The sequence below is a fragment of the Flavobacterium nitrogenifigens genome, assembly GCF_003254565.1.
Lineage (GTDB): Bacteria > Bacteroidota > Bacteroidia > Flavobacteriales > Flavobacteriaceae > Flavobacterium > Flavobacterium nitrogenifigens.
The window spans coordinates 299,161-325,695 of sequence record NZ_QJRI01000182.1; the positions used below are offsets into that span (position 1 = coordinate 299,161).

A 26,535-nucleotide genomic window follows, 5' to 3' on the forward strand; every position below is an offset into this window, starting at 1 on the left:
TAAGATAGTTTCAGATAAATATGTTTTTAGATTTACTTTTTAAGCTCATAATAATTATTTTCTCCATTACATTTTAAATTTATTGCTTTAGGAAAACCATTGTCAAGACTAATGATATTTTTTTCCTTGCAATTTTTGTTGTCGAAATATAGTTTACATTTCTTTAATGTAGTGGGTAATTCATTAATATGGCTTAAATAATAATATCCAAAATATTGCTTTTTATCAGTATATATAAAAATATGATTTTCAGAAGTTGGACTATTTTTTAAATTAAAAATAAATGATGAAATAACAACATAATATGTTCCTTGATTAGTCTTTACTTCTCCTAAGTATCTACCTTGCAATTTTTCAGAATCATTTATTTTTTTATAAGACAATATCTTCTGATTTTTACTTATAAGATTTAAATTAAAAAGATTTCTCTCTTTTTTGTAGTCAAAGTAATTTTGTGAAAATATATTGTTTGTGAAAAAAATGAATGTTAGTATTGTAATTGTTCTCATATTGGAGTTTTAACTATCAATTCTATTTGAATCTTTACTTTGGTTTGAATTTTTTATCATAATTTGATATTCCTTTAAGCTTCTATCAATACTAGCTAGTATACATATTTTTAATCATTTCTTTAATCAGTTTTAAAGCTTCAGTAGATGTTTTGCGAATAATGATTTTATTCTTTTTGTCTTTAATCAAAGCTGTAAACTGATTGTCTTCTATATTGATATCAACAATAGTTCCGCCATATTTTAAAGTGGTTTCTGCAATTGCAACAGGCAAGTTTGTTGCTCCAGAAGTTCCTAGAATAAAAAGTATTCCAGAGTTTTTAGCAATTTTTAAGGAACTGAATTTTTTATTGGTTTGTTCATCATAATATTCGTCAAACCATAAAATATTTGGTCTCATCCAACTTCCGCAACTTTTGCATTTTAAAAGCTCAATTTCTTTTTCAGTTAAATCTTCATCAATGTCTTTTCCTTTTATTTCTTCGGGTAGATTTATGATTTCTCTGCAACCGTTTGAACACTTTATTTGTCTGTTATTTCCATGAATTTCGAAAATCCTTTCTGTTCCGCTTAATCGGTGTAGGTTGTCTATGTTTTGAGTAATTAGATGAAATTTGTCTTTTAAAATATTTTCAATTTCGACCAATTCGTAATGGCTTGCGTTTGGTTTTGCATTTTCAAACATTTTTTTTCTAAACAATGAATATTGCCAAACTTCTTCTGGATTTTCTTTGAAGTATCTAAAAGTTCCAAACTCTTCAGGTTTATGAAATTTAGTTCCCTTAATCCAAATACCATCAACACCTCTATAGGTCGGAATTCCACTTTCAGAAGAAATTCCAGCACCCGTTAAAAAGGTAAAAAGGTTTCTTTTATTTTTAGTTGAAACGTGTTTTATTATGTTTTCTAATTGTTCCATGTTTAATGAAAAAAGATAATTTTTTTAAAGATTAAATATACACTAAAATTAATATCTAAAAGTTCTGAGTTTTTATGAAGTGCTCCAGCAGAGCAAAATATTTATAGCATAATTTAAATTCTCAGATTCAAAAAGCTCCAGCGGAGCGACATATAAATTCTTATTGATAATACATCGTTTTGAGACAAACAAAGTAAATACGCCTCATGTCGTAAAATTGATAAGTATTTGATGGGTTATTTTTCAGTAATCTGGAATGTTTGTTTACTAGGGAATTTGAGAAACTTTTTAACTTTATAATCTTCATATTTTACTAACTAAAGACCTTTCGAAACCAAAATGATTTTAACTATGAAAAAAATAATAATGCTGTGCTGTGCTTTTCTGTTAATGGGAAAAACAGTAGCGCAGGAAATTCCGTTGGTGTCCAATATTTCTTCACGAAACAATATTACATTAAACGGAAAATGGAGTTATATCGTAGATCCGCTGGAAAACGGATATTTTAATTACCGTTTAGAGCCTTTTAAAGACAACGGATTTTTTGAAAATAAAAAATGGAACACGACAGAACTGAGCGAATATAATTTTGCAACTTCAGCCGTAATGGATATTCCGTCTGATTGGAATTCAAAAGATCAAAGATTGTTTTTTTATGAAGGAACGGTTTGGTTTGAGAAAGACTTTAATTATAAAAAAGATCCAAAAACCAAAGGAATTCTTCATTTCGGAGCGGTTAATTACGATGCAAAAGTCTACGTAAACGGAAAACTGGCAGGAACTCATATTGGCGGTTACACACCTTTCAATTTTGATGTAACCCATTTATTAGTTGATGGAAATAATTTTGTTGTAGTAAAAGTCGATAACAAACGCCATAAAGACAATGTTCCAACGGTAAATATGGATTGGTGGAATTACGGTGGAATCACAAGAGATGTAACTCTGGCTCAAGTTCCGAATACGTATATAGAAGATTATCTGGTTCAATTGGATAAAAAAGAAAAAGGAAAAATTTCGGGTTGGATAAAATTAAATAGCGAATTGGCAAATCAAACAGTTTCGGTTTCAATTCCAGAATTGAAAATCAAAAAGAGCGTTACGACTGATGCAAAAGGAATTGCCTATTTTGAAATTAAAGCCAATCCCGTTTTATGGACACCTGAAAAACCAAAATTATATGATGTAACCATTTCTAAAGCAGATGAAAATATTGCGGATCAAATTGGTTTTAGAACTATTGAAACGAAAGGCAAAGAGATTCTTTTAAACGGAAAAAAAGTCTTTTTACGCGGAATCAGTATTCATGAAGAAGCGCCTTTCAGATCTGGAAGAGCTTGGTCTCAGGAAGATGCCATTACGTTATTGACTTGGGCAAAAGAAATGGGTTGCAATTATGTACGTCTGGCGCATTATCCACACAATGAAAATATGGTAAAACAAGCCGAAAAAATGGGATTGATGATTTGGTCTGAAGTTCCGGTTTATTGGACTATTTCGTGGACAAATCCAGATACGTATGCTAATGCCGAACGTCAGCTCCACGATATGATTTACAGAGACAAAAATCGTTGCGGAATCGTAATTTGGTCAATTGCCAATGAAACGCCTCACGGCGATGACCGAGATGCTTTCTTGAGCAAACTGGCAAAATATGCACGCACACAAGATAATTCTCGTTTGATTAGCATGGCGATGGAAGTTACTTCGAGTTCAAATAACATCAATACGCTTCATGATAATATGAATGAATATGTAGATATTGTAAGTTTCAACCAATATTTGGGCTGGTACAGAGGAACCAATGAATCTTGCAAAGACATGCAATGGGTAATACCGTACAACAAACCTGTTATCATTAGCGAATTCGGAGGTGAAGCTTTACAAGGCCGTCACGGAGATAAAAAAGAACGCTGGAACGAAGAATATCAGGAAGAATTATACATTCAAAACACACAAATGTTCAATCGCATTGAAGGATTAGCAGGAGTTTCTCCTTGGATTCTAGTTGACTTTAGATCGCCAAGAAGACAATTGCCAAACATTCAGGATTTCTTTAACCGTAAAGGATTAATTTCAAGCAACGGAATTAAAAAGAAAGCTTTTTATGTAATGAAAGATTGGTACAAACAAAAAGAAGAAGAATATAAGTAAGACAAAGTAGAAAACCTTCAAAGTCATTTTGATTTTGGAGTTTTTTTTGTGTTTTTTCCTTAATTTTATTTAAAAAAAGAACACTTTAATGGAAGTAGAAATTGTCATAAGATTGCTTTTAGCAGCATTTTGGGGAGCTTTAATTGGTGCCGAAAGAGAATATAGCGGAAAAGCAGCTGGTCTTCGCACAACGATAATGATTTCTGTCGGAGCTTGTTTCTTTACGTTTATGTCCGAATGGATTGGCGGAGCAGGAAATCCAGACCGAATAGCTTCTAATATTGTAACGGGTTTAGGTTTTCTTTGCGCAGGAGTGATTTTTAGATCAGATAATCATGTTAGCGGCATTACGACGGCTGCAACAATATGGTCTGTTGCAGCAGTTAGTATGGGAGTAGGAGCGGGTTATTATTTTGCATCGGCTTGTGCGGCCTTGATGATTCTTTCCATTCTTACGGTGCTTACTTTTCTTCAGAATAAAATAGACCTCATCAACGCACATAAAACCCTTCAAATAACTTTTAAACGTTCTGATAGCGGATACGCAAGATGCAATGAGCTTTTTTCAGTCTATGGCGTAAAATCAAAACTGATTACACAGCGTCGTAATCTGGATCATATAGTTTTAGAATGGCAAATACATGGTCCAAAAAAATCTATTGAATCTTTGTATACAGCACTTTTGCAAGACCCTTTTTTTGAGGAATTAGTATTATAACAATAAAAAATATGAATTTTATTTTACAGCCCGTTTTAGAAAATGATCTTTGCATTTTGTCTCCTTTAGAAGAAAAAGATTTTGAGGCTTTGTACAAAGTAGCTTCCGATCCTAAAATTTGGGAACAGCACCCAAACAAAGACCGATGGAAAAAAGAAGTCTTTGAAAATTTCTTTGAAGGAGCCATGAAAAGTAAAGGCGCTTTTAAAATTATAAGTAAAGAAACAGGAGAGTTTATCGGAAGTACAAGATTTTACGATTTCAATCAAGAAGACGATAGTATTTTCATCGGCTATACTTTTTATGCTGTTTCGTGCTGGGGAAAAGGTGTGAACCAAAGTGTAAAAAAGACGATGTTGGATTATCTTTTTCAATATGTTTCGAAGGTCAAGTTTCATATTGGTTCAGAAAATATTAGATCGCAAATTGCGATTTCAAGAGTAGGAGCCCAAAAAGTAGCCGAAGAAGAAGTGGCTTATTTTGGAGAAAAGCCAAAATTGAATTTTGTGTATCAAATAAATAAAGAAGACTAGAAAAACAAAAGGGCCGACTTAAAATAGTCGGCCCTTTTGTTTTGTGAAACTGCTCCAGCGGAGCAAAATATTTATAGCAAATACAGATGCAAGCATCAAAAAGCTCCAGAGGAGCGACATATAAAAAATTATTTCACTAAATAATCAACTTGATCTGCTTCGCAAAGTCTGAAATATCCAAATGCAAAATTATTAGCATCAGAAGTATTTATAATATTTCCTCTAATATTTCCTGGAGGAACAAGAAACGGATTTGAACTTGAAGCTTCCAAAATTAATTTCCAGTAATTGAAGAAGTTTTTAGAAACCCCTCTGTGCGTAATTGTAACCGTATTTCCAGATTTCATTTTGTCTTCATGAGAATATCTCGTACTAATTTCGTTTCCGTTAAAGAATTCATCATTCGTGATTTCATATTCTGGATAAATCAAAAATGAAGCTTGATAATCGGTTACATAATAATTGATCTGATCTGCTGGGTCGTTGTAATAAAAAGTCAGTTCAATAATATCTTTTCCATTAAAATCAGGAACAATATTTTGCTCTATTTTATTTATTGGCGTTACAGAAGTCAGTTTTTCAACTGCTGTGAAACTTTGTCCTTCGGCAGTAACAAATAATTTATAATCGGCATTGAGAACAGGAACAAAATTAGTGCATTTGTAAACTCCAGCTTCGGTTTCGTTAAACGCAAAAACATCTCCGTTGCTGTTTTCCACTCTTACTTGAGCTCCCGAAACTTTTGGCGTAGAACCGCTATAATAAGGAGCCGTTTTACTGATTTTTATAGTTTGTTCTTTTCCGTCAGTTCCTTTTTTCCAGATAATTTCGGCATCAATAACCAATTTGGTTTCGCCAGTTTCCAGATCCAAATTGACCACATCTTCGCAAGAAGCAAAAGAAAAAACAAAAAGAAGACTTATTAATGCCAGCGCTTTATTCATTATCGTATATTTTTTCAATTTATTCATAGCATTAAAATTTAAAATTATAAGAAACCCCTGGTACGATTCCAAAAATAGAAAGTCTTCTGGTTTCATTTGCTCCCGTATCTTCATTGGTTGTAAAACTCATCGAAGCCGCATTTTTTCTGTTGTAAATATTGTAAAGGCTAAATACCCAATAGCTTTGCCATCCTTTCTTTTTGTCTGGTTTTGGCGTGTAAGTTGCCGCAACATCTAAGTGATGGAAAAGCGGTAATCTGTTTTCATTTCGCAAAGAATAATTCGGAATATGAATGCCTCCCATTTCATAATATCCATTTGCGTACGTTACCGGCTGACCTGACTGTAAAGTGAAATTTCCATTAAAAGACCATTTCGGATTCAGTTCGTAACTTCCAACAATACTCAAATTATGCAATTTGTCGTAACCAGACAAATACCAGTCGCCATTTGCAATTCCTGGTTCTTCGGGAGTTCTTCCCGGAGTTTTTTGTTCAGCACGAGATAAAGTGTACGAAATCCATCCTGTGAAAACACCAGTATTTTTTCTGAATAACAGCTCCATTCCATACGATCGGGCTTTTCCGTTTAGAATAACCTGCTCAATATTGTTGTTAGCCAAAATATCAGCGCCGTCAATATAATCAATACGATTTTGAACATTTTTATAAAATAATTCGGTTTCTAAAGAATAATCTCCGTCTTTGAAATTTCTAAAATACCCCATCGCATACTGATCCAAAAGTTGAGGTTTTGTAAAAGGACCGCTTGGTGTCCAGATGCTCATTGGCAATGGAGACTGTGTGTTTGATAAAATATGAATGTACTGCGCCATTCTGTTATAACTTGCTTTTATAGAAGTTTCATCATTAAAGGCATAAGACAAGGCAGCACGAGGTTCAAAATTATTGAACTTGCTGATGGTTTTTCCTTTTCCGTACGAAATGCTTCCGTTTGGCGTACCTTCTTCATAAATTTTGTACAATGGATTATATACTACCGCCTGACCGTTTTCGTAAGTGCTGATGGTTTCGTCTCCTAAACGATAAAACATGCTGTAGCGAAGTCCGTAACGGAAATTCAGTTTCTCTGTAATCTGATTTTCAAAATCAACAAAAGCAGAAGCCTCTAAAGCATATTTTTTATCCAGTTGCATATAATTAAACTGAGAATCTGGAGAAGTCGGTTTTACAACTCCAGGATTGAAATTGTAGTATAAACCATCAATACCATAATTGATTTTGAATTTCTCAGATTGTTGGAAATTCCAATTGTATTTCAATCCATAACTTGCAATATTGCTGTCCCATTTAAAACTTTCAATCGGAATTTCTAGATTAAATCTGTAATCGCTATAGAAAGTTGATAAATTGCTGTTTACACGATCAGAAAACTTATGTTTCCAGCTCAAAATACCCATTGTGCTCCCGTAAGTGCTGGCAAAACGGTCGTTAATATCAAATATGTCATTTCCGAAATAACCAGAAAAAGACAATGTGTTTTTAGCATTAAAACGATAATTTAATTTAGCATTCAAATCATAAAACATGGCAGAGTTATTATTGTCTGCCAGTTTCATGAACAAATGGGCGTACGAAGCTCGTCCAGAAAGGATGAACGAACCTTTTTCTTTTTGTAAAGGGCCTTGAACCAATAATCGGCTTGAGATAATTCCGATTCCTCCATTCACTTTATATTCTTCAAAATCTCCTGTTTGCTGGGTCACATCGAGAACAGAAGAAACACGTCCTCCAAATTTTGACGGAATTCCTCCTTTATATAAATCTAAACCGTTAACAATATCGGCATTGAAAATAGAAAAGAACCCAAACATGTGTGAATCTGCATAAACAGGCGCACCATCCAAAAGAATCAAATTCTGATCGGCAGCACCTCCACGAACATTAAAACCCGAAGAAGCTTCACCTGCATTGGTAACTCCTGGCAAAGTCAAAATTGACTTTAACGGATCAGGCTCTCCCATTGCAACAGGAATTCTTTTTATTTCCTGCATCGTAAGTTTGTTAACACTCATTTGAGTGGTTTTAATATCAACCGCTTTATTGTTCATGACAATAACTTCTCCCAATTGCTGGCTGTCAGCATCTACGTTGAAGTTTACTTTTGTATCATCTGAAACAGAAACACGTTTTTCTTCATTTTTAAATCCAACATAACTCACCTGTACTGTATAACTTCCGTTTGGAACATCAATGCTGTATTTTCCGTTAGCATCTGTTACAACACCTGTTTCCAGTTCTTTAATATAAATATTGGCACCAATAACAGGCTGTCTTTCGTCGTCATAAACATGACCGGTCAGCTTACTTTTTTTTTTGGTCGGCTTTTGAGTTTGAGCTTTCTGTTTTACAAAAATATTGTTGCCAACTATCGAAAATTGTACAATCGAAGTTTGGTTTAATTCCGTAATAAGCTTGCTCATTTCGATATTCTTATACGTGTTTTTTTGCGTAAAATACTTTTTATTGGTATCTATCTGATCTGTAAAAGCAAATTTAAAATCGGTTTGACTTTCAATCTGTTTGAAGAATTCTTTTAAAGTTACATTTTGATCTACAGTTACTGTGACGCTCTGGGCAGACATACATAAACTGAATAAAAAAAAGCACGCTGAAATTATATGCTTCATGAAATTTTGTATTTTTGAATATTATTAAATGGATAACTTAATGTTATCCTGAACATTAAGGAGGATGTGGAGTTTCGCGGCTTACATCCTTTTTTGTCTTCATTGAAAAGTGATCTGTTTTAAATCTTCATTTATTTCAAAGTTTAGGTTATACATTTCTGATAGTAATTGTAGAATCGTTTTTAAATCTTCTTTTCGATTGATTCGAATAGTGATTTTCTGATTTTGGTTTTCTTTCGGAAGAACCACTTTATAGCCATAATTCTCTTCGATGTAATGACTTACAGCAGAAAGATTTTCATTATCAAAATCTATAAAACGGCTAAATTCTGACACTGAAGCAGTTTGGTTTCCGTATGTAAATTTTTCTCCCGGTTTCAAAATCCATTTTTGGCTTTGGCCTTTTACATTCATTTGAACGCTTCCTTCAAAAAGCTCAACGGTCACTTGTTCGTTTTTAGTTTCTTTAACTATAAAAGAAGTTCCTAAAACGGTAGTAGTGGTTTCGTCGCAAAAAACCTGAAAAGGATGCTGCTTGTCTTTTTTAACTTTAAAATAAGCTTCGCCATCGATTTCAATTTTTCTGTTTAAAGCAAAATTAGCCCCGTAAGAAATTTTAGAATTTGGACTCAATTCTACTTTTGAGCTGTCTGGTAAAACGACATATTTTATTTTCGCTGTTAGGTTTTCAATTGTGGTCTCGGCAACAACAGCATTTTCATTTGTAGATTCGTTATTGAAATAAATTCCAGTTCCAATAAGTGCAAAAAGTAACACCGAAGCTGCAGCATAAATACGCCAAGGCCTAAATTTTCTTTTCTTTTCAGAAAATGTTTTGGCATGAAATTGTTCCCAAGAAGCTTCTTTTTCGCTGTTAGAATGAGAAAGGGGAGACTCTTCCCATAATTTTTTAAATTCCTCGTCAAATTTTTCCTGATCCATCTTTTCTAGATATTAAATGATTTGACAATGAAATCCTTGTTTATTAAAAACACCGTAAACCATTTCTTTAATGTCTCGGTTAGTTTCGATTTTGAGGATGTTTTCGCGTCCTTGACGATCAAAGTTTATGATACAGTCCGAAATGACAAACTGAAGATAAGCCACAAGCAAGCTCGCATCTTTCTTTGTTTTTACATTAGTTTTATACGCTTCGATATGCATTTTTAGTTCTTGTTTTTTAGTATAACAAACGAGAACTAAAAAGTTCCTAATGGTTTTCGATTTTTTTTCGAATAAATTTACTGGCGAGATAAATATGATTGGCAATGGTCTTTTCAGAAAGATCCGTTATTTCTGCAATCTCCTTATAGCTAAGGTTTTCCAGTTTGTGTAAAGTGAATATTTTTTGCTGCTGTTCTGGAAGCTGATTAATAAAATTTTGAAGTTTTTCTTGTCTCTCTTCAAAAATTCCTGAGTCAGTTTCCCCATCTATCATTTCAACTTGAGAAGGATCAAGCTGAATTATTTTATTTTCTCTGTTAACATGATTGAGAATAAGGTTCTTACAGATAACAAATATCTGTTTGTCAAACAGCACCTCTTCGTTAAGCAGTTCTCTTTTATTGTATAGTCTTATGAAAGTTTCCTGAACAAAATCTTCGGGAGTAAATACAGAAGAATTAAATCGTTTGGCAATATTTATAAGTTTGTCGTAATAGCTGAAGTAAACTTCTTTGAAAGCTGCTTCATTACCTTTTTTTAAACTTAAAATAAATTTTTTATTGTCCATAACGAAAATATCGTGACTAGCTTCCTAGTTCTAAACTCATTGGTTTCAATATTATTGTATTCAGAAATTGAGTAATCTTATCAGGAATGTAATAAGTTACAAAGAACCGTAATTTAATTTTAGATTTGACGCTTTTGTATAATAAATGTTACAATTTGTACGCTTCTTTTTTTATTTATAAAACAAATTCGCATATGAAAGGCAATACAAGTATTGTTATTTGTCGAGGCATTACAGCTGTAAACCGATTTTTATGCTTAAATTGTTGGTTACAAAATTCAACTGTTATGACTTTGCAAAAACTTTTAGTTTTAATCCTCATTCCTCTTTTAATTTCCTGTAATAACAAAAAAGAACAAGAACTTACAGAAAGAGAAAACGCACTTCTGGAACGCGAACAGAAATTTGCAGACAAAGAAGCCGAATACGAATTATTGTTGAAGATGAAAGACAGTCTTCAATTGGCTGTTCAAATAAAAGATACGGTGCCTAAAATTAAGACTTGGCCAGATAGCCTAAAGATTAAATGGAGCAGTAAAATGATTTGCAGAGAATCTAATTGCACCAATTATGTTATTGGAGATCAGCGTACAGAAGTTTGGGACTTTGCGTCAGATTCTACAGGAATGTATGCCAATGTATTGAGTAATAATGAGGTTAAAAGAGTTTTTAGAGGACAGTATTTAGTGAATAAAATAGTACTCGATTCAGCCAAAGAAAGTTCTGCTAAAAGCAATATTAAAATTAATGTCGTATTGGACGATATCAAAAAGAATGTCATTAAAGGCACGCAGACCGTAACTGGACAAGACAATTGTACCGCAAAATTCTCAGTCGAACTTACGCCATCTAAAAAATAATTTATGTTTTTGAGTATACATCATATAACTCTCCCAATAGAAGATCCGCTTTTAAAATTTCTTATCGAAATTGTCATAATCCTGTGTATTCCTCTTTTATTAAATAAAATTAAAGTGCCGCATTTGCTAGGGCTTATTATCGCTGGAGCTGTTGTTGGTCCTAACGGATTCGGATTGCTTTCAAGAGATAGTAGTGTTGTGGTGACGGGTACGACAGGATTGCTGTATATTATGTTTTTGGCTGGATTGGAAATTGATATGGCCGATTTCAAAAAAAATAAATGGAAGAGCATTACCTTTTCTCTTTACACCTTTGCTGTTCCTTTTGTTTTGGGGCTTGTTGGAGGTTATTATATTTTAGGTTTTTCATTGCTGACTTCGGTGCTTTTTGCCAGTTTGTTTTCATCGCATACTTTAATTGTATATCCGATGGTCAGCAGTCTAGGAATTGCTAAAAATCTTGCTGTAAATATAACCGTAGGCGGAACCATGATAACAGATGTTCTTTCTCTTCTAGTTTTGGCTGTTGTAGTCGGAATGTCGCAAGGAGAAGTTGGAACAGCGTTTTGGCTGAAACTTTCCATTTCGATGGTTCTTTTTACTTTGATTGTTTTATTAGTGTTTCCAATAATTGCCCGCTGGTTTTTTAAGAATGTAGAAGATAAAATTTCGCAATATCTGTTTGTTATTGTAATGATTTACCTTGCGGCACTGTTAGCCGAACTTGCTGGAATTGAATCTATAATCGGAGCTTTTTTTGCCGGACTGGCATTAAACCGATTGATTCCGCATACCTCATCTTTAATGAATAGGGTAGAGTTTGTTGGGAATGCCATTTTTATTCCTTTCTTCTTAATAAGTGTGGGAATGCTTATTGATTTTAGTGCTTTTATACAAAGTTGGGAAACCTTGTGGGTAGCCGCAATTATGCTCGTTGCTTCAATTGGCGGAAAATATTTTGCCGCAATCTTAACTCAGAAAACATTTAAACTTACAAATGACGAAGGCAAACTGATTTTTGGAATGAGTTCGGCTTCTGCTGCGGCAACGTTGGCTTCTGTTATGGTTGGATACAATATTATTATTGGAGAAAATGACGCAGGCGAACCCATAAGACTTTTAAACGATCATGTTTTAAATGGTAGCATACTTCTGATTTTGATTTCTTGTACGGTTTCTTCTTTCGTTTCTATGGCAACTGCCCAGCGAATAGCAGATGCAGATAAGGATAATAAAGTATCGGGCAATAGTGAAGAAAAAGAGAATATACTTTTGGCGCTTAACCATGAAGATACCGTAGAGAAAATGGTAAATCTGGGACTTATGGTGAAAACATCGACCAACACAGATCGTATTTTTGCTGTAAATGTTATTAATGAAGAAGAAAATGAATCGTCGGTAAAAAATGCCGAAAAAATTCTAGAATCGGCAGTTAAAGCAGCTTCGGCGGCAGATGTTACGCTAAATCCGATTACGCGCCATGATAATGACACGGCGAGCGGAATTAGTAATGTCATTAAAGAAAAAGAAATTACCGATCTTATTGTAGGATTGCAAGGCGGAAAAGGTTTTTCTGCCTCTTTTGTATACAATTTGTATAACGGCTATCTTCGGAATAAGAATGTAAATCTAATGGTTTATCATGCTGTTCAGCCTGTATCGACAATTAAAAAATATGCTGTACTGATACCTGAAAATGCAGAAATGGATGCTGGTTTTTTTCATTCGATGTTAAGAATCTGGAATATCGGGCGCAATTCTGGTGCGAAAATGAGTTTCTACGGAAAAGACAAAACCATGCTCATTTTGAAAAGAATTGTAAAGAAAGCATCAATTGAAGCTACATTTGAAACAATTGCTTCTTGGCAAGAAGCTCAAGAAATTGCTTTTGATCTAGGGCAAGACGTTGGATTGATAATCATGATGGCAGACAAAGGAATGCATTCATATGTGCCACGAATGCATGATGTGCCAGATCTGCTTAACAACAGAGTGAGCAATAATAATTATATACTCATTTATCCTTTTACCAAAACAGAAGTAAATACCACAGAGAAAAGAGCCGTAAGCAGTCACGACGATTTTGTGGAGATTGGTAAAGTCATTCGAAATATTTTTAAATAATGATTAAAAAACAAACCCCTTAAACAGAGATAGTTTGAGGGGTTTTCTTTTCTCGGGATATTTAAGAATTCAGCGTAAGCATCATTTGAATGTCTACTCTGTCATAGGACGACGAAATGCCTGTTATTTCTTTAAAACCTAATTTTTCATACAATTTAATAGCAGGTTTCAGTTTTGTATTGCTTTCTAGATAAATTTTAGAAGCGCCTTTTTCCTTAGCCCATTTTATAGCCGATTCTGCCAATAAATTCCCAACGCCTTTTCCTTGCGCTTTTGGACTTACAGCCATTTTAGCCAATTCATAATCGTACTCTTTTCCGTTACTTTTAATTAAAGCGCAAACACCTAAAACTTCATCATTTAAAATTGCGGAAAAAATTTCTCCACCTTTATTTATAATATATTCTTCGGCATGATCTAGCGCTTTTACATCATTAGGCTCAACTATAAAATAATTTGAAATCCATTCTATATTTAAATCCTTAAAACTTTTTTTATACTCAGGATTATAAGTTACTATTTCTACTTGCTCTTTATTTTTCATAATGCATTAAATACTGTTTTTTATTATTTTGCCCAATTTTTCTAAATCAGATTCTACACGCTCATTCCATTCCAATGCATAATTTAACCGCATGCAATTGTTGTATTGATTGTATTGCGAAAAAATTCTTCCAGGCGCGAAATTAATTTTCTGATTTAAGGCCGTATTGAATAATTCTGTTGTTGATATTCTTTCGTCTAATTCTAGCCATAGCATAAAACCACCTTTTGGCTGTGCAATTTTGGTGTTGTCTGGAAAGTAAGTTTCGACTGCACGATTCATCTGTAGATAATTGGCATAAAGCTTATTTCTGAATGTTCTTAAATGATGATCATAACGTCCGTGTTCTAAGAAATCTGTAATAACATCTGAATACAATGAAGAATTGCAAACTGTCTGAACCAATTTCTGACGAATAATTTTATCCTTAAATTTTCCCGGAGCAATCCACCCAACTCGATATCCAGGCGCAAGTGTTTTTGAAACCGATCCGAGCCATAAAACTAAACCGGCTTCATCATAAAATTTGCAAGGTTTCGGACGTTCTGCGCCAAAGTAAACATTACCATAAATATCATCTTCAATCAGTGGAACGTTATATTGCGTGATCAGTTTAACCAACTCTTTTTTATTTTCGTCAGGCATTTGAAATCCCATTGGATTATTGAAATTGGTAATAAAACAGCAGGCTTTAATTTCGGGAAGAACTTTTTTCAAAGCTTCAAGGTCTAATCCGAACAAAGGATGTGTCGGAATTTCGACTGCTTTTAGACCTAATTCTTTTATTGCCTGAAGTATTCCAAAATAAGCCGGGCTTTCTACTGCAACACTGTCACCAGGAGATGTCACTGCCATAAGTGCGTTGTAAATTGCATGCATCGCACCAGAAGTAATGACAATATCATCTTCGGTAATTTTTCCTTCCATCACTAGTGCCCATTTTGCAATAGCACGACGAAGATTTTCGGGTCCTTGAACTGGCTCATAAGCAGTTCCTGCGTCGTCTCTGTTGCGAACAGCATTGATGATTCCTTTATTCAGTTTTGCAATAGGCAGGAAATTCTTTCCAGGTATACCAAGTGCAAATTGGGTTACGTCGACTTGGGTGATGGTGCCAAAAACTTTATCAATAAGCTCTTCGGGAGTATTTTTTGTCTCCTTATTGTCTATACTTGCAATTGTTGGAAGTGCTGTTGTACGTTGCGAACTTTTACTCACATAATATCCCGTTTTTGGACGTGATTCTATAAGCGAACGGCTTTCTAATTCTAGATAAGCCTGTTTAATAGTGTTCAAACTTACATTATACAATTTTTGTGCACTTCGTACCGAAGGCAATTTGTCGCCAAGTGTTAAAGTCTCATTGTGAATCTGATCTTCAATGATTTTGGCAAGTTTTAAGTATAATGTTTCTCGATTTTTCATTTTTGCTTTTTCTTAAGCGTTTAAAAAGACAGATAGTGAATAAACTGATCTGTGCTTTGTCTGAGTTGTGCGGCATTATTGAAATTGGCGCTATTTTTCTTCTTCAAGAAATTTTTGATATAATCATTAAATAGTGCTTTATCTTCATTTGTTAAACTGCCGTCATCATAAATTCTAAATTCTATTTCGTTGTTTTGATTTAAAATTAAACTGGCAAACGAATTTATTTTATTGTTTTTTTCGCAGAGAAGAAAAGGGATTCCAAAAAGCATTTTGTCTTCCGCTTTCTCACGCATATTTTGAATGAAGATGTTTTGCAAAACTTCCATATCAAATACATAAACTTCTCTAAAATTTATTTTTTTCTGAGTAACTGCTTTAGATTCCATATCTTTTTTTAGCAAAATTATTGCTATTGCAGATTTGGGTACAGATACAGAAAATGATTTTTTTATGGATACAGATAAAATTACGGTTTTTTGAGAAGAGGAGGAAATAATTATAAAAAGAAAGTCCTTGAATTTTTTATTCAAGGACTTTTGTATGCTTTTTATTATGTTGAAAGGAAAAAGAAAATGCTTATTGGTTTTCTTTTTCCAAATCTGCAGCAGAGATTTGATCTAATATATTAGTTTGATTTGGCGAAATGTAGTTTTTGTTTTCGGCAACTTGTTCTTTTTTAAAAAGAAGATCTAAGGCATTGTACAATTTTAATAAAACATCTTTGTCTTCTTTGGCAATATCCAAAGCAGTGTTGAAATTAAAAACATAATTGTTAGAATTACGTACTTCTACTTTAATTGTTTTAGATGTGATCTTAAATTTTACTATGTCCATATATTACAAAATTACCTTTGCAAAATAACTATTTTAATGGGAGTTATTGTAGATATTTTTTGATTTTTTAATTACTAAGAATTTTTATTTTCTTGTTTTAATTTCAACAATACATCCATTGCTTTAAAAGCGTCCTTTTCATCAACAAATATATGGTCGTGTAAATATGCCGCAACTACATTGCAGCTGATATTAGCATTTCCTAAAGCTTGAGAAAATGCCGCAGTTAAACCTACAGCAGCCAAAGAAGAATGAACTTCGAGAGTAATCCACGAAGCAATGTATGAGAATTTAAGATTAAGTTCTTCTGCAAAGCGTTTTTCTAATACTACAGTGATTCCTTCTTTTTCTTTAAATAGAAACAAAATTTTTGAAAAAGGAATATGATCTAGTGAATCTACTTTTGTAAAAACATATTTTCCGTCATTAAGAACTGGATTAAGATTCTCCAAAATAGTGCTCAAATTTATTTCGCCTTCCATATAAGTAGGATTGTTTTTTTGTTGTTCTAATATTCTGATTTGAAACTCTGCAATTTATTGCAGTGCTTTAGTAAAGCTGAAAAATTTAATCTTCGACTTTTGGTTCTGATTAAAGTTGTCAAAATTGAGAGACTTTTAGTCTTTCAAGAAACAAGTCTCTGGACTTTCAGTGCAGAGAGGTTTAGATAAATATAACAAAAAACCCTTAAATATTTCTGTTTAAGGGTTTTACCTTCTTGTAGCGAGGACGGGAGTTGAACCCGTGTCCGCGTTGGCGGATAAGAATCCTGCTATGTGTGTTGTTGAATCAGTTTTTTTATGAACTCTCGGCCAATTCCTGTTTTTAAAAATTTTTCCCTTTTCATAGCATCACTCTTTGAATTGAAAAACTCGACATAAATTACTTCCCAAGGTCTAAATTTGATAGTGAACCCCTTTTTTGCCATAATATTATGAGACTTAAATCTTTCTATCAAGTTGGAAGTGAATCCAGTATAGTTCTTGTTGAATTTTTTAGAATAAAGTATATAAACCACAAATTCTTCCATAACTTTTAAAATGATAATGGTAAAAAAAAAACACCACTTTGAAAAAAGTGGTGTTTTTACCTGTAGCGAGGACGGGAGTTGAACCCGTGACCTCAGGGTTATGAATCCTGCGCTCTAACCAACTGAGCTACCTCGCCTGGACTGCTATCATGAATTCCTGATTGCGGGTGCAAAGATATAAATATTATTAAAGCATACAAGCATAAAATGAAGAAAAAAAAATATTTTTAAAAATGCATTGTTTTTGGACATATATTCTTATATTTCGAAAAAAATTAAAGTAGCACATGGATTCAAAAATACGTTACGAAATCGAGTTTCCGATCAATTCTTCGCCACAATTATTGTATCAATATATATCAACTCCGTCAGGTTTACAAGAATGGTTTGCTGACAATGTTAATTCGAGAGGTGAATTTTTTACTTTCATCTGGAATGATTCGCAGGAAAAAGCGCGCTTGGCTTCAAAAAAATCTGGCGAAAAAGTAAAATTTAAATGGGTTGACGAAAGCAGTAAGGATACTGAGTACTTTTTTGAACTACATATTTTAGTTGATGAATTGACTAAAGATGTATCGCTTATGGTAGTAGATTTTGCCGATAAAGAAGAATTAGGCGAAGCTAAACAATTGTGGGAGAACCAAATCTCAGATCTAAAACATCTTATAGGATCTGTTTAGTAAAAGTCTATTTTATACCTTATATTTGCCCTGAACAAAATTCAGGGTTTTTTTATGATTAATTTTAACGGAAACATAGGGCAGGAAGATAATATACTAACTCTTAACCGCGCTTTTTTGTATGGTGACGGAATATTCGAAACAGTAAAAATTGTCAACGGAAAAATCTTGTTTCTTGAGGATCATTATTTTAGACTAATGGCTTCAATGCGTGTAGTTAGAATGATGATTCCTATGGATTTTACAATGGAATATTTTGAAGAGCAGATTCTTAATCTCGTAAATGAACAAGGAATCACAGCTTCGGCACGTGCAAGAATCACCGTTTTTAGAAATGATGGCGGTTTGTATCTTCCAAAAAGCAATGATATTTCATTCTTAATCAACGCCATTTCTCTTGGAAACAAAGCTTACTCTATAAATACAAACGAGTACGAAGTAGATTTGTATAAAGACTTCTATGTAACAAAACAATTATTGTCGTCTCTTAAAACGACTAATAAGATGATTAATATTACGGGAAGTATTTATGCAAACGAAAATGACCTCGCCAATTGCATTTTACTGAATGATAGTAAAAATGTTGTAGAAGCGCTTCAAGGGAATATTTTTATGGTAATGGGTAATAAGCTTATTACACCTCCAGTTTCTGAAGGTGCTTTAAACGGTATTATGCGTAAACAAATTTTAGCCCTAGCTAAAAAAGTAGAAGGCATAGAGGTTGTAGAAGAAGTAATTTCGCCGTTTGATCTTCAAAAAGCTGATGAATTATTTCTGACCAATGTAATCACGGGAATACAACCGATAACTAAATATCGAAAAAAGGAGTTCGCAACAAATCTGGCTCATTTATTAGTGCAGCGACTAAATGAATCCATCTCTGAAAATTAATTCAGATATGGATTTTCAGGTGCATTAGACCAAATAAGATAATCGCCGCCAAGCTCAATAATCTGCTCTTTCCAAAAGTGAGTAGTAGATTTTCCGATAATTTTATTTTTGTAATTATTATCAGCAATGATCCATGAGTTTCCTTGCATCTCATTCTCAAGCTGATTTTCTTCCCAACCGGTATAGCCTAAGAAAAAACGAATGTTGTTTTTACTAATAGATCCGTTGTTTATTAGGTCCTTAGTGGACTCGAAATCGCCTCCCCAATAAATTCCATTTGAAATTTCCACACTGTTTGGGATTAACTCAGGAATATTGTGAATAAAATAAAGGTTGTCTTGTTCTACAGGGCCGCCGTTATATATCTTAAAGTTAGCATCAATCTCAGGGATCAAGTCATTAATAGTATATTTTAATGGCTTGTTAATTATAAAACCTATTGATCCTTCCTTGTTATGGTCTGCTAATAAAATTACCGATCTGTTAAAAGATAAATCTCCAATTATTGAAGGCTCGGCAATAAGCAGGTGTCCTTTTTTTAATTTTTCTGAAATCATACGGTTACAATTTTTATTAAATTTAGTCATAAAAAAATTAAAATCCCAAATAAAATCGTTAAACCGCATAAAAAAACCTTCCAGATGGAAGGTTTTAATTATATTATAAGTTTAGAGAACTTTCTTACTTAGTTCACTGCACCTTCTAATTCAGCACCAGCTTTAAATTTTACAACGTTTTTAGCTGCGATTTTGATAGTTTTTCCTGTTTGAGGGTTTCTACCGTCTCTAGCAGCTCTTGAAGATACTGACCATGATCCGAAACCTACTAATGAAACTCTTCCACCTTTTTTCAAAGTAGTTCCTACATTACCTAAAAAAGACTCCAAAGCTAATTTAGCCGCAGCTTTTGTAATTCCTGCATCAGCAGCGATAGCATCGATTAATTCTGATTTGTTCATAATAATTAGTTATTAATTGTTGGTTAAAAAAAATTGTTAATACACAAATTTAGTAGGAAATCCGTTGCGTGCAAGTGTTTTCTTTATTTTTAGCAAAAATTGTTGATAACTTGCTTTTTTTGTTCATAAAGAGTGTTGTTTATCGATAAAAAACAAGTACAAACCCCTGTTTTACTGACGTTAATACACTTTTGCAGCTTCTGAAAAACTCACTCCATTTAATAATTCTGAAGCAAGCATTCTCTTTTTTCCTGGAAATTGTAAACTTAATAACTGAATAAAGCCGCCTTTTATTGCGATCTTAATTTCTTTTTTACTGCTAATAAGCTTTCCAATCTCGTAAGAATGTGATTCTGAGATTAGTTTTGCTTCATAAATTTTGATGTTCAATTCTTCGTTTTGATCTTTTAAATAACACCAAGAAGCAGGATACGGACTTAAACCCCGAATCAGATTATTGATTTCTGCTCCAGATTTTGTCCAGTCAATTTTGCAGTTCTCCTTGTTTAACTTGTAAGCTGTTTTGATATCGTCGTTATCTTCTTGAATTGTTGTGGTAACATTTCCGTTTTCAATAACTTTTAAAGTGTCAATTACAGTTGTGCTTCCTAAGTGCATCAAACGATCATGTAATTGTCCTGCTGTTTCTTCTGGCTCAATGTTGATTTCAGAATTTAAAATCATTGCGCCAGTATCAATTTTATCATCAATAAAGAAAGTAGTAACTCCGGTTTTAGTTTCTCCGTTAATAATGGCCCAGTTAATAGGAGCAGCACCACGGTAGTTTGGAAGTAACGAAGCATGAAGATTAAAAGTTCCTAAACTTGGCATTTCCCACACTATTTTAGGCAACATTCTAAAGGCAACTACGATTTGTAAATTAGCATTTAGCGCTTTTAATTCTGCTAAGAAATTTTCGTCTTTTAAATTGGTAGGCTGTAATAGAGTAAGATTATTAGCAAGAGCATATTCTTTTACAGCCGAATATTTTATTTTTTGTCCGCGTCCTGCCGGTTTGTCTGCCGCAGTAATTACGCCAACAACTTCGTAGTTATTTTTGATAATGGTATCCAAAATGCCAACGGCAAATTCTGGCGTTCCCATAAATATAATTCTCAATTTCTCCATTATGATTTTAAAGTGTATTTATTATTCGCTTGTATGATGATATGGTTGTTTTCGAGCAATTCCTGAAGAACCAACAGAATGTCTTTTGTATCCATTTTGATCTGGTTTTCAATTTCTCTCGAAGTCAGAGAAGCTGTTCTAAGCAGAGACAAAATCTTGTCAGCAATCGAATCGGCTTCTGTAATTTTTCCTTTTTGTGTAATGCAGTACGAACAAATGCCACAATTTTCGGTTGTTTCTTCTCCAAAATAATTCAAAACCAATCTGTTTTTGCAGGTTTTGTTGTCTTTTATATAATGAAGAACCGATAGGAGCTGTTCTTTTTTAACCTCGTTTTGTTTCTCTAAATATTTCGAAACTCTATTTATAGTAAGATCGTCCTCGCGGATTTCATTAAATAGTATAGTAGCGTCGTTGTTTTTAGATTTGTATTCTATAATTTCTTTTTCTCTTAATTTTTCTAAAAGAGCGGTGACTTGCTCTTCTGAGTGATGCGATTTTTTAGCAATTAAACCAAGATTCAGATTAGATTTTACGTCATAGATTCCAGGATAAGTTCTCAAAATCGCCAGAATAATCTCTTCATCATTCGGATTCAAACTTATGTATCGAATGACTTCTTTAGATTCTATTAAAAATTGAGCGCTAATTTTTTCTGAGAATTCTTGAGACATCGTAATAATTCCCTGCTGATTTAAAAATTGTAAAGAATTGTATGTTTTAAGAGTAGGGAAGTCGTATTTATTGCAAAAGTGATTCAGTTTAAACGAAAAAGATTCATCTAAACCTTCGCCGTATGCAATCTGAAAATAATTACAGAGTTTGATGTACATTGCTTTTAAAAACTTCTTGTCGGGAAGAATATTTATAAACTGCTGTTCGGTCTGAATCATATCTGAATTATTGTAAAGCAAAACCGAAAAAGCTTTTTCGCCATTTCGTCCCGCTCTGCCAGATTCTTGATAATAGTTTTCTATGTTTTCTGGAAGCTGTGTATGAATAACGGTTTTGACATTGTCTTTGTCAATTCCCATTCCAAAAGCATTTGTTGCCACAATAACCTGAGCTTGTTGTGACATCCATAACTGCATGTTTTTGTCCTTCTCTTTTGCCGAAAGTCCGCCATGATAATATGTTGCCGTAAAACCTAACGATTGCAATTGTGAAGACATGTTTAGGCATGCTTTGCGATTTCGCACATATATAATAGAAGGTTGCGGATTCTTTTTAAGAATTTGTTCAGTTCGATATAATTTGTCTTCAACTTCAAAAACCATGTAAGCGATATTTTTTCGCTCAAACGACTGCTGAAAATGTTTTGGATTTTTTAATTCTAACTGTGTTCTGATATCTTCAATAACTCTTGGAGTTGCCGTCGCTGTCAAAGCCAAAAACGGAATTTTAGGAAAGAATTTTTTCAGTTCCGAAATTTTAAGATAGGCGGGTCTAAAATCATGACCCCATTGCGAAACACAATGTGCCTCGTCAATAGCAATTAAATTGATGGGTAAATTTTTAATTCGCTCCAGAATCCAATCCGATTGCAAACGCTCTGGAGATAAGTAGAGAAATTTATAGTTTCCGTACTGGCAATTATCAAGAAGATCAATCAATTCTTCAGTGTGAATTCCGCCCGTAAGCGCAATCGCTTTTATATCCCTTTTCTGCAGATTCGCTACCTGATCTTTCATTAAAGCAATCAAAGGAGAAATAACAAGACAGATTCCTTCCTGCATCATGGCGGGAACCTGAAAACAAATTGATTTTCCGCCGCCCGTAGGAAGTACGGCAAAAGTATCCTGTCCTTCAAGAACAGAATCAATAATTTCTTTTTGCAACGGTCTAAAACTGTCGTGTTTCCAGTATTTTAGAAGAATATCCTGCGCTCCGAGCATTGCCTTGGTTTTAAAGTTAAAAATTTAGAAAACAGTTTCTAGTTTTGCAACTTTAAACCATACTGCTAAATTTTGTCTAAGATATAAAGAATTCTGTTTTCAACTGTATCTTTAGGAACTTCAATAAGTTCGTAACCATATTTTTTGTAAGTTTCAACAAGGTGCTCCTGGATTTTTACAGCCTGATCAAAATTTTCATAACGTTCAGAATCACTTTGGTAAATTTCTTCCCAAGGCGGTAAAATAAAAGTTTTAGAATATTTATAATCTTCGCACGCTTTAACGAAATTCTCTGGATATTCATCGCCAATGTAATCCATATAAGCTACCACATCTGGAATTCCTCGGTCAATAAAAACCACATTGTCAGGTTCTTCAAGAGCATTTTTATATTGTTCAATACGACCTTCCAATAACATTTCGCTAAACAAAAGCGGTTGTTCCAGAAACAACTGTTCAATGCCTTGTTGTTGCGCTTTCATGGTAACCTGTCTTGAAATTTCAGGATAGCAGCAAAAGCCACGAGCTACCAATTCGTTAATAAGTGTTGATTTTCCAGTACCAGGTCCGCCAAGCAAGACTATAATTTCTTTTTGCACTATTCTAAAAATAAAGCGCAAATTTACCTAAACTTATTTATAATTAAAAAGAATATTTATCAGAAACGAAAGATTTGGCATTTTTAGTTGGCATGGTTTCCTGCTGTCCGCTGCAATCTTTTGCTTTTTAAAGAAAAAAGCAAAAGGATTTCCACTTCCATCAGGGTTAAAAAGGAGAAATGGTTTTGTTTTTGGAATTATTTGAAAAAAATATAAGCTTTCACAAAAAGAAAGTCCCAGCGGGACGAAATATTTATAGAAAAATTATGCGTTATTAATATAAAGCTCCAGCGGAGCGACACATTTAGAGTGATTTATATGTCGCTCCACTGGAGCTTTTTGATGTGTGAGAAATTGTATTTGCTATAAATATTTTGCTCCGCTGGAGCAGTTTTTATGTGAATTGCCGTTGGTTTTAACCAACGGGATTTTTGAAATTTAGAATTTCGGCTTTAGCCAAACATAATAGTTGTTATTTGTTTGGTCTGAATATCATAGTTAAATCAGAGTACAAGTAAACTCCAACGATTGCTAACATAGGGATAGCAATAAAAAAATTTCCATCGGGAATCATGCCGAATATACCAAATAATATTAAAGCTAAACAAAATGGATATGTAAATAATCGGGTTAATATTTTACTGCTGCTCCATTCATTTTCTGATTTTCCATCTATTTTGTCACACGTTTTTTCTTCTACTGTGAAGCCGATTTTTTTATAAAAACTATTTAATTGTTCTTTCTTTTCAAATCGATATATTTTTCTACTCAGTAAATGACAAGCAAAAGTTAAAAATAGGAAAGCTGCAATATTGGCTAAAAAACGCTTAATTGTAAAGTCTGTAAAAGCATTTGATAATAAAGGAAAAAAGAAAGATAAAGGAAATAGAAATTGAAAAAATCTGGCAAAGGAATTTAATTGATCTTTTGTCTTTACAAGGTCATTTTCAGAATTAAATTCAAAAGTATAAACGGGATAAAATATTCCTGTAAAAGACGACATTTCCCAAATTTTGATTTTGTTTTTTTGAACCTCTCCATATATTTTGTAATCTTTTTTAAAACTACATACCAAATGATTCCAAAATGAATCGACTTTTTTTACTTTAACTAATTTTTGAATGTCTGATTTCTTTACTTCCATTTTTATACAATAAAATATTTTTTAAGGTAGTAATTGTCTTTCTTTTTTTGGATTACTCACAAAACAAATACTTCCCAGAGCTTTTTCCGTTTTTAGAAGGAACAATTAAATGCGATTGGAACTTTTTGCCATTCAAAACATCATTTACAAAATCCAAAACATATTGCTGTCCTTGGTGAAAAAGATAACCCGAAAATTCATGTCCACCGCCGCAGAAAGTAATCAGTTCGATGTCTTTATGTAAATCAGTCATTTGATTGTAAACGGCATAAGAGCCAAAAAGAATCAGCCAGCCAGAAGCATTTGTCGGACAAGAACGGTGCGAACCTGCTGCATAAGGAACTGTATCATCATTATTTCCATGTGCCAATAACATCGGAATCGCTTTTTCTTTCGTAATCAAATTAATATCCTGAATTGCTCCAGAACCACCAATAAAACCTTTGTATTTAAAGTTTTCTGGGAGATTGCTTTTGTATAAATTCATTAATTTATAATCCCAAAATGAAGCGTGGAAACCAATTTCGGCACCTGCACTAATTCCTGAAATAAAGATTTTTGAAGTATCAAGATTGTATTTGTCTACATTCTCAATCATGAAGGCTGTTGCTTGCCACATGTCGCTCACGCCAATTTGAATCGCTTTTATTTTTTCGGTCAAAGTTCCTTTACAGCCAAAATCTTTTCCTTTCATGTATAAACTATATGAAATGCTCGCAACTGCATAACCATTTTTTGCCATGAATTTTCCAAAATCTTTTTCATTTGTTCGTTCTCCGCCCGAAAAACCGCCACCAAAAGCAAACATAATTAAAGGGATTTTCTCCCCAGCTTTTTTCTTTGGCAGATATAAATCTAAATCCAGTTTTAAAGTGTCATTTTGAAAATAAGTCAGTGTTTTAACTTCTTGTGCTTCAATATTGTTGAATGTAAGAGCGATAAAAAGTAAAAGGATTTTTTTCATTGTAATGTGTTTTAATCTCGCAAAGTCGCGAAGTCGCAAAGTTTTTTTGCCACGAATTTTCGCTAATTTTTATTTTTTGATTTGCCAAGTTAATTAAAATTAGGGAAATTGAATTTTAGGATTTAATAATTTGTGTTAATTAGTGTAATTTGTGGCAAAAAAACAGCCTCATTTTTAGGGTCAAAAAATCTAAAATCTAAAATCTGAAATCTGAAATCAAAAACGTATATTTGCGTTTATTTTTAATTACGAATGGAGAACGATAAAGAAAAAAACACCGCCGAATTTTACGAAAGATTAAAAGTAGAACTTGATAACGCAAACACTTGGCCAGCAGAATATTTGTATAAATTTATTGTGCCTTCTGTAGGTGATAATGTAGAGCGTGTTGAAAAAGCTTTTGATAGAATGGGAGCGGTTATTAAAACAACAAAATCTAAAACAGGTAAATTTACCAGTGTTTCTGTAGATGTTACGATGCACAGCTCAGATGATGTGATCAGTAAATACAAAGAAGTTTCTACAATAGAAGGTATAGTTTCATTATAAACTTATGATCGAAAAATATAAAAGAGAAGCCGCAAGCGACGTTGTATATAATTTAGAATACAATTCTGAAAGACAACGTCTGATTATCCCAGAATATGGTCGTCACTTGCAAAAACTGATTGATCAGGCAACTGCAATCGAAGATGATGAAACGCGCAATAAAGCCGCAAAATACATCATTCAGGTTATGGGAAGCCTAAATCCGCATTTGCGTGATGTGCCAGATTTTCAGCATAAACTTTGGGATCAGCTTTTTATCATGTCTGATTTTAAACTTAATGTTGAATCGCCATACCCGATTCCGTCAAGAGATGTCTTGCAGCTAAAACCAGAGATATTGCAGTATCCTCAAAACTTCCCAAAATATAGATTTTATGGTAACAATATCAAGTATATGATAGAAGTTGCTAATAAATGGGAAGAAGGCGAGATGAAAAATGCTTTGGTAATGGTAATTGCAAACCATATGAAAAAGTCGTTTTTGAGCTGGAACAAAGACACAGTAAAAGACGATGTTATTTTTGAGCATTTATATGAACTTTCTGGAGGAAAAATAAACCTACTGCACAGCACAGAAGAGTTGTTAAACACGACAGATTTAATGCGTACAAACAAACGCATGTCGAACAAAACAGCTTCTGGAACACAGCCAAAAGCTCAGAACAACAAGAATAACAACAATAAGGGCGGACAAAAAAAGAATTTTCAAAAAAACAATAATCAAAAATAAAGTGGCTAAGATGCTAAG

The 26,535-nt window shown here is 33.3% G+C and carries 29 protein-coding genes and 1 tRNA gene; 9 read left to right on the forward strand and 21 right to left on the reverse strand.

The annotated features are described in order from the left end of the window. Window positions 1-32 precede the first annotated feature (32 nt). Window positions 33-509, reverse strand: coding sequence for a hypothetical protein (locus tag DM397_RS23015; RefSeq protein WP_111380081.1), 477 nt, complete (start codon window positions 507-509; stop codon window positions 33-35). A 91-nt stretch (window positions 510-600) separates the two neighbouring features. Next, on the reverse strand, window positions 601-1,428 hold the full coding sequence (locus DM397_RS23020) for an SIR2 family NAD-dependent protein deacylase (protein ID WP_111380083.1): 828 nt from the start codon (window positions 1,426-1,428) through the stop codon (window positions 601-603). A 351-nt stretch (window positions 1,429-1,779) separates the two neighbouring features. Here DM397_RS23020 and DM397_RS23025 point away from each other — a divergent pair, with 351 nt between their 5' ends. The 3 genes from DM397_RS23025 to DM397_RS23035 all read left to right on the forward strand — a co-directional run bounded on the left by DM397_RS23025 (window position 1,780) and on the right by DM397_RS23035 (window position 4,833). Beyond that, window positions 1,780-3,582: a glycoside hydrolase family 2 protein gene (locus DM397_RS23025; protein ID WP_111380307.1), complete on the forward strand. Its 1,803-nt coding sequence runs from the start codon at window positions 1,780-1,782 to the stop codon at window positions 3,580-3,582. 88 nt (window positions 3,583-3,670) lie between these two features. Beyond that, a complete protein-coding gene (locus DM397_RS23030) occupies window positions 3,671-4,300 on the forward strand; it encodes an MgtC/SapB family protein (RefSeq protein WP_111380084.1) in 630 nt (209 codons plus the stop codon). A gap of 11 nt (window positions 4,301-4,311) precedes the next feature. Continuing rightward, window positions 4,312-4,833: a GNAT family N-acetyltransferase gene (locus DM397_RS23035; protein ID WP_111380086.1), complete on the forward strand. Its 522-nt coding sequence runs from the start codon at window positions 4,312-4,314 to the stop codon at window positions 4,831-4,833. Between the two features lie 128 nt (window positions 4,834-4,961). Here DM397_RS23035 and DM397_RS23040 read toward each other — a convergent pair whose 3' ends face one another. From DM397_RS23040 to DM397_RS23060, 5 genes are all read right to left on the reverse strand, one after another. Further along, the gene (locus DM397_RS23040; protein ID WP_167511661.1) at window positions 4,962-5,804 is read right to left on the reverse strand and encodes a DUF4249 domain-containing protein; all 843 of its coding nucleotides are present in this window, start codon (window positions 5,802-5,804) and stop codon (window positions 4,962-4,964) included. Window positions 5,805-5,808: 4 nt separating this feature from the next. Next, window positions 5,809-8,427 carry a TonB-dependent receptor gene (locus DM397_RS23045; RefSeq protein WP_111380089.1) on the reverse strand — a complete coding sequence of 873 codons (2,619 nt, stop codon included), beginning with the start codon at window positions 8,425-8,427 and terminating at the stop codon, window positions 5,809-5,811. Between the two features lie 99 nt (window positions 8,428-8,526). Next, a complete protein-coding gene (locus DM397_RS23050; RefSeq protein WP_111380090.1) occupies window positions 8,527-9,369 on the reverse strand; it encodes a FecR family protein in 843 nt (280 codons plus the stop codon). A 12-nt stretch (window positions 9,370-9,381) separates the two neighbouring features. Continuing rightward, window positions 9,382-9,591, reverse strand: coding sequence for a hypothetical protein (locus DM397_RS23055; protein ID WP_111380092.1), 210 nt, complete (start codon window positions 9,589-9,591; stop codon window positions 9,382-9,384). A gap of 46 nt (window positions 9,592-9,637) precedes the next feature. Then, window positions 9,638-10,159, reverse strand: coding sequence for an RNA polymerase sigma factor (locus DM397_RS23060; protein ID WP_111380093.1), 522 nt, complete (start codon window positions 10,157-10,159; stop codon window positions 9,638-9,640). Between the two features lie 287 nt (window positions 10,160-10,446). On the opposite strand from DM397_RS23060, the gene DM397_RS23065 reads away from it, so the two are divergent. Next, complete coding sequence (locus DM397_RS23065) at window positions 10,447-11,019, forward strand: hypothetical protein (protein ID WP_111380309.1); 573 nt, start codon at window positions 10,447-10,449, stop codon at window positions 11,017-11,019. 3 nt (window positions 11,020-11,022) lie between these two features. Then, window positions 11,023-13,143: a cation:proton antiporter gene (locus DM397_RS23070; RefSeq protein ID WP_111380095.1), complete on the forward strand. Its 2,121-nt coding sequence runs from the start codon at window positions 11,023-11,025 to the stop codon at window positions 13,141-13,143. 61 nt (window positions 13,144-13,204) lie between these two features. Here the strand turns inward: DM397_RS23070 and DM397_RS23075 are convergent, their stop codons facing one another. The 7 genes from DM397_RS23075 to DM397_RS23105 form a co-directional block, all read right to left on the reverse strand. Continuing rightward, window positions 13,205-13,687: a GNAT family N-acetyltransferase gene (locus DM397_RS23075; protein ID WP_111380096.1), complete on the reverse strand. Its 483-nt coding sequence runs from the start codon at window positions 13,685-13,687 to the stop codon at window positions 13,205-13,207. 6 nt (window positions 13,688-13,693) lie between these two features. Next, window positions 13,694-15,112, reverse strand: a complete 1,419-nt coding sequence (locus DM397_RS23080; protein ID WP_111380098.1) for an aminotransferase-like domain-containing protein — start codon at window positions 15,110-15,112, stop codon at window positions 13,694-13,696. A 20-nt stretch (window positions 15,113-15,132) separates the two neighbouring features. Beyond that, the gene (locus DM397_RS23085; RefSeq protein WP_111380100.1) at window positions 15,133-15,501 is read right to left on the reverse strand and encodes a hypothetical protein; all 369 of its coding nucleotides are present in this window, start codon (window positions 15,499-15,501) and stop codon (window positions 15,133-15,135) included. A 190-nt stretch (window positions 15,502-15,691) separates the two neighbouring features. Then, window positions 15,692-15,949: a hypothetical protein gene (locus DM397_RS23090; RefSeq protein ID WP_111380101.1), complete on the reverse strand. Its 258-nt coding sequence runs from the start codon at window positions 15,947-15,949 to the stop codon at window positions 15,692-15,694. A 74-nt stretch (window positions 15,950-16,023) separates the two neighbouring features. After that, complete coding sequence (locus DM397_RS23095; protein WP_111380103.1) at window positions 16,024-16,431, reverse strand: ACT domain-containing protein; 408 nt, start codon at window positions 16,429-16,431, stop codon at window positions 16,024-16,026. 290 nt (window positions 16,432-16,721) lie between these two features. Continuing rightward, window positions 16,722-16,979 (reverse strand): GIY-YIG nuclease family protein, encoded by a 258-nt coding sequence (locus DM397_RS23100; protein WP_111380104.1) that lies wholly within the window; start codon window positions 16,977-16,979, stop codon window positions 16,722-16,724. Between the two features lie 63 nt (window positions 16,980-17,042). Further along, window positions 17,043-17,116 (reverse strand) — tRNA-Met (locus DM397_RS23105). Between the two features lie 150 nt (window positions 17,117-17,266). On the opposite strand from DM397_RS23105, the gene DM397_RS23110 reads away from it, so the two are divergent. Both DM397_RS23110 and DM397_RS23115 read left to right on the forward strand, forming a co-directional pair. Continuing rightward, window positions 17,267-17,659, forward strand: coding sequence for an START-like domain-containing protein (locus DM397_RS23110; RefSeq protein ID WP_111285785.1), 393 nt, complete (start codon window positions 17,267-17,269; stop codon window positions 17,657-17,659). Between the two features lie 54 nt (window positions 17,660-17,713). After that, window positions 17,714-18,550: an aminotransferase class IV gene (locus DM397_RS23115; protein WP_111380106.1), complete on the forward strand. Its 837-nt coding sequence runs from the start codon at window positions 17,714-17,716 to the stop codon at window positions 18,548-18,550. On the opposite strand, the gene DM397_RS23120 is transcribed toward DM397_RS23115, so the two are convergent. The 7 genes from DM397_RS23120 to DM397_RS23150 all read right to left on the reverse strand — a co-directional run bounded on the left by DM397_RS23120 (window position 18,547) and on the right by DM397_RS23150 (window position 25,238). Next, window positions 18,547-19,107: a YqgE/AlgH family protein gene (locus DM397_RS23120; RefSeq protein WP_008464759.1), complete on the reverse strand. Its 561-nt coding sequence runs from the start codon at window positions 19,105-19,107 to the stop codon at window positions 18,547-18,549. The genes DM397_RS23115 and DM397_RS23120 overlap by 4 nt on opposite strands. 128 nt (window positions 19,108-19,235) lie before the next feature. Further along, on the reverse strand, window positions 19,236-19,508 hold the full coding sequence (locus DM397_RS23125; RefSeq protein WP_008464760.1) for an HU family DNA-binding protein: 273 nt from the start codon (window positions 19,506-19,508) through the stop codon (window positions 19,236-19,238). A gap of 180 nt (window positions 19,509-19,688) precedes the next feature. Further along, window positions 19,689-20,636 carry a methionyl-tRNA formyltransferase gene (fmt, locus tag DM397_RS23130; RefSeq protein WP_111380107.1) on the reverse strand — a complete coding sequence of 316 codons (948 nt, stop codon included), beginning with the start codon at window positions 20,634-20,636 and terminating at the stop codon, window positions 19,689-19,691. After that, window positions 20,636-22,531, reverse strand: coding sequence for a RecQ family ATP-dependent DNA helicase (locus DM397_RS23135; protein WP_111380109.1), 1,896 nt, complete (start codon window positions 22,529-22,531; stop codon window positions 20,636-20,638). The genes fmt and DM397_RS23135 overlap by 1 nt, the downstream gene beginning before the upstream one ends. A 65-nt stretch (window positions 22,532-22,596) precedes the next feature. Beyond that, complete coding sequence (locus DM397_RS23140) at window positions 22,597-23,130, reverse strand: AAA family ATPase (RefSeq protein ID WP_111380110.1); 534 nt, start codon at window positions 23,128-23,130, stop codon at window positions 22,597-22,599. 472 nt (window positions 23,131-23,602) lie between these two features. Further along, window positions 23,603-24,274: a hypothetical protein gene (locus DM397_RS23145; RefSeq protein WP_111380112.1), complete on the reverse strand. Its 672-nt coding sequence runs from the start codon at window positions 24,272-24,274 to the stop codon at window positions 23,603-23,605. A 52-nt stretch (window positions 24,275-24,326) separates the two neighbouring features. Then, a complete protein-coding gene (locus tag DM397_RS23150) occupies window positions 24,327-25,238 on the reverse strand; it encodes an alpha/beta hydrolase family protein (RefSeq protein WP_111380113.1) in 912 nt (303 codons plus the stop codon). A gap of 252 nt (window positions 25,239-25,490) precedes the next feature. Here DM397_RS23150 and DM397_RS23155 point away from each other — a divergent pair, with 252 nt between their 5' ends. Both DM397_RS23155 and DM397_RS23160 read left to right on the forward strand, forming a co-directional pair. After that, complete coding sequence (locus tag DM397_RS23155) at window positions 25,491-25,787, forward strand: DUF493 family protein (RefSeq protein ID WP_111285800.1); 297 nt, start codon at window positions 25,491-25,493, stop codon at window positions 25,785-25,787. A gap of 4 nt (window positions 25,788-25,791) precedes the next feature. After that, window positions 25,792-26,517 carry a DUF4290 domain-containing protein gene (locus tag DM397_RS23160; RefSeq protein ID WP_111380115.1) on the forward strand — a complete coding sequence of 242 codons (726 nt, stop codon included), beginning with the start codon at window positions 25,792-25,794 and terminating at the stop codon, window positions 26,515-26,517. Window positions 26,518-26,535: the final 18 nt, after the last annotated feature.

Coding starts and splice junctions, on each gene's coding strand:
- DM397_RS23025 (WP_111380307.1), top strand. CDS start 1,780: ATGAAAAAAATAATAATGCTGTGCTGTGCTTTTCTGTTAATGGGAAAA.
- DM397_RS23030 (WP_111380084.1), top strand. CDS start 3,671: ATGGAAGTAGAAATTGTCATAAGATTGCTTTTAGCAGCATTTTGGGGA.
- DM397_RS23050 (WP_111380090.1), bottom strand. CDS start 9,369: ATGGATCAGGAAAAATTTGACGAGGAATTTAAAAAATTATGGGAAGAG.
- DM397_RS23115 (WP_111380106.1), top strand. CDS start 17,714: ATGATTAATTTTAACGGAAACATAGGGCAGGAAGATAATATACTAACT.
- DM397_RS23160 (WP_111380115.1), top strand. CDS start 25,792: ATGATCGAAAAATATAAAAGAGAAGCCGCAAGCGACGTTGTATATAAT.
- DM397_RS23045 (WP_111380089.1), bottom strand. CDS start 8,427: ATGAAGCATATAATTTCAGCGTGCTTTTTTTTATTCAGTTTATGTATG.
- DM397_RS23090 (WP_111380101.1), bottom strand. CDS start 15,949: ATGGACATAGTAAAATTTAAGATCACATCTAAAACAATTAAAGTAGAA.
- DM397_RS23035 (WP_111380086.1), top strand. CDS start 4,312: ATGAATTTTATTTTACAGCCCGTTTTAGAAAATGATCTTTGCATTTTG.
- DM397_RS23100 (WP_111380104.1), bottom strand. CDS start 16,979: ATGGAAGAATTTGTGGTTTATATACTTTATTCTAAAAAATTCAACAAG.
- DM397_RS23055 (WP_111380092.1), bottom strand. CDS start 9,591: ATGCATATCGAAGCGTATAAAACTAATGTAAAAACAAAGAAAGATGCG.
- DM397_RS23095 (WP_111380103.1), bottom strand. CDS start 16,431: ATGGAAGGCGAAATAAATTTGAGCACTATTTTGGAGAATCTTAATCCA.
- DM397_RS23075 (WP_111380096.1), bottom strand. CDS start 13,687: ATGAAAAATAAAGAGCAAGTAGAAATAGTAACTTATAATCCTGAGTAT.
- DM397_RS23135 (WP_111380109.1), bottom strand. CDS start 22,531: ATGCTCGGAGCGCAGGATATTCTTCTAAAATACTGGAAACACGACAGT.
- fmt (WP_111380107.1), bottom strand. CDS start 20,636: ATGGAGAAATTGAGAATTATATTTATGGGAACGCCAGAATTTGCCGTT.
- DM397_RS23040 (WP_167511661.1), bottom strand. CDS start 5,804: ATGAATAAATTGAAAAAATATACGATAATGAATAAAGCGCTGGCATTA.
- DM397_RS23070 (WP_111380095.1), top strand. CDS start 11,023: ATGTTTTTGAGTATACATCATATAACTCTCCCAATAGAAGATCCGCTT.
- DM397_RS23020 (WP_111380083.1), bottom strand. CDS start 1,428: ATGGAACAATTAGAAAACATAATAAAACACGTTTCAACTAAAAATAAA.
- DM397_RS23085 (WP_111380100.1), bottom strand. CDS start 15,501: ATGGAATCTAAAGCAGTTACTCAGAAAAAAATAAATTTTAGAGAAGTT.
- DM397_RS23155 (WP_111285800.1), top strand. CDS start 25,491: ATGGAGAACGATAAAGAAAAAAACACCGCCGAATTTTACGAAAGATTA.
- DM397_RS23145 (WP_111380112.1), bottom strand. CDS start 24,274: ATGGAAGTAAAGAAATCAGACATTCAAAAATTAGTTAAAGTAAAAAAA.
- DM397_RS23110 (WP_111285785.1), top strand. CDS start 17,267: ATGGATTCAAAAATACGTTACGAAATCGAGTTTCCGATCAATTCTTCG.
- DM397_RS23120 (WP_008464759.1), bottom strand. CDS start 19,107: ATGATTTCAGAAAAATTAAAAAAAGGACACCTGCTTATTGCCGAGCCT.
- DM397_RS23065 (WP_111380309.1), top strand. CDS start 10,447: ATGACTTTGCAAAAACTTTTAGTTTTAATCCTCATTCCTCTTTTAATT.
- DM397_RS23125 (WP_008464760.1), bottom strand. CDS start 19,508: ATGAACAAATCAGAATTAATCGATGCTATCGCTGCTGATGCAGGAATT.
- DM397_RS23150 (WP_111380113.1), bottom strand. CDS start 25,238: ATGAAAAAAATCCTTTTACTTTTTATCGCTCTTACATTCAACAATATT.
- DM397_RS23015 (WP_111380081.1), bottom strand. CDS start 509: ATGAGAACAATTACAATACTAACATTCATTTTTTTCACAAACAATATA.
- DM397_RS23080 (WP_111380098.1), bottom strand. CDS start 15,112: ATGAAAAATCGAGAAACATTATACTTAAAACTTGCCAAAATCATTGAA.
- DM397_RS23060 (WP_111380093.1), bottom strand. CDS start 10,159: ATGGACAATAAAAAATTTATTTTAAGTTTAAAAAAAGGTAATGAAGCA.